This window comes from Streptomyces sp. UNOB3_S3, from assembly GCF_020740895.1.
In the GTDB taxonomy this organism is placed as follows: Bacteria; Actinomycetota; Actinomycetes; order Streptomycetales; family Streptomycetaceae; genus Streptomyces.
In genome coordinates this window covers 1-1,293 of the sequence record NZ_JAILXP010000697.1, presented here as the reverse complement: position 1 = coordinate 1,293, position 1,293 = coordinate 1, and the positions used below count along the sequence as shown (strand labels likewise).

General features: G+C 71.0%; 1 protein-coding gene. It reads left to right on the top strand.

Annotated elements, in window-relative coordinates; translation table 11 throughout:
• Positions 1-252: 252 nt before the first annotated feature.
• Positions 253-1,290 carry an NUDIX domain-containing protein gene (locus tag K6I33_RS35095; protein ID WP_229358839.1) on the top strand — a complete coding sequence of 346 codons (1,038 nt, stop codon included), beginning with the start codon at positions 253-255 and terminating at the stop codon, positions 1,288-1,290.
• Positions 1,291-1,293 lie beyond the last annotated feature (3 nt).

The window sequence follows — 1,293 nt, the reverse complement described above, 5'->3', positions numbered from 1 at the left end:
GGGGAACGGGGCCGGGAACCGCCAGCGGCATGTGACGGCTGATCAGGCCCCTGGCCGGTGGCTTCGGGCCGGGCTGTCGAGGGTTCGCCGGTGCCTTGCCGGTGCCTTGCCGGTGTCCCGTGGCCGGGACCGTGCCCCATGCCGCTCGTACACGTTTCCGTGGCAAGGTGGTGCGGGCACTGTGTTCCCGAGCCCGTCACAGGGGGCTACGGGGCCGGGGCCGTCACCGGGGGCTACGGAGGAGGGGGCACCGTGATCGTCTGGCTGAACGGCGCGTTCAGTGGGGGCAAGACCAGCACGGCGAAGGAACTGACCCGGCTCATTCCGGGCAGCACCCTCTACGACCCCGAAGTGACCGGCGGGGCGCTGCGGTATCTGCTGCCGCCGAAGAGACTGAGCGAGGTCTGTGACTACCAGGACCTGCCGATCTGGCGGCGGATGGTCGTGGACACCGCGTCGGCGCTGCTCGCCGAGGTGGGCGGGGTGCTCGTCGTGCCCATGACGCTGCTGCGGCAGGAGTACCGGGACGAGATCTTCGGGGCGCTGGCCTCGCGGGCGATCCGGGTGCGGCATGTGGTGCTCACCTCTGAGGAAACGATCCTTCGGGAGCGGATCGAGGGCCGCGTCGAGTTTCCGGACGACCCTGTGCGGAGCGAGGCCGTACGGCAGTGGGCCCGTGACCATGTCGTTCCGTACCGGGAGGCGTTGACGTGGTTGCGGGGGGACGCGCTTGTCGTGGACAGCGGCGGGCTGACTCCGCTCCAGACGGCCGAGCGCATCGCCGAGGCCGTGCGCAACGGGACCGCCGGGTACTGCCCGATCGTCCAGACGCCCGAGCCGAAGGCGGCGACGCTTGCGGCGGGGGTGCTGCTGTTCGACGAGGACGACCGTGTGCTGCTGGTCGACCCCACGTACAAGCCGGGGTGGGAGTTTCCCGGTGGTGTCGTCGAGCCGGGGGAGGCTCCTGCTCGGGCGGGGATGCGGGAGGTCGCGGAGGAGATCGGGATTGAGCTGAAGGCGGTGCCGCGATTGCTGGTCGTCGACTGGGAGCCGCCGAAACCGCCTGGGTTCGGGGGGTTGCGGTTTCTGTTCGACGGGGGGCGGCTGAACTCGGCTGATGCGCGGCGGTTGTTGCTGCCGGGGGCGGAGTTGCGGGGGTGGCGGTTCGTTACGGAGGACGAGGCGTCGACGATGTTGCCGCCGGTGCGGTTGCGGCGGTTGCGGTGGGCGTTGCGGGCGCGGGAGAGGGGGCGGGTGATGAATCTGGAGGCGGGTGTGCCGGTGGGGTGACGG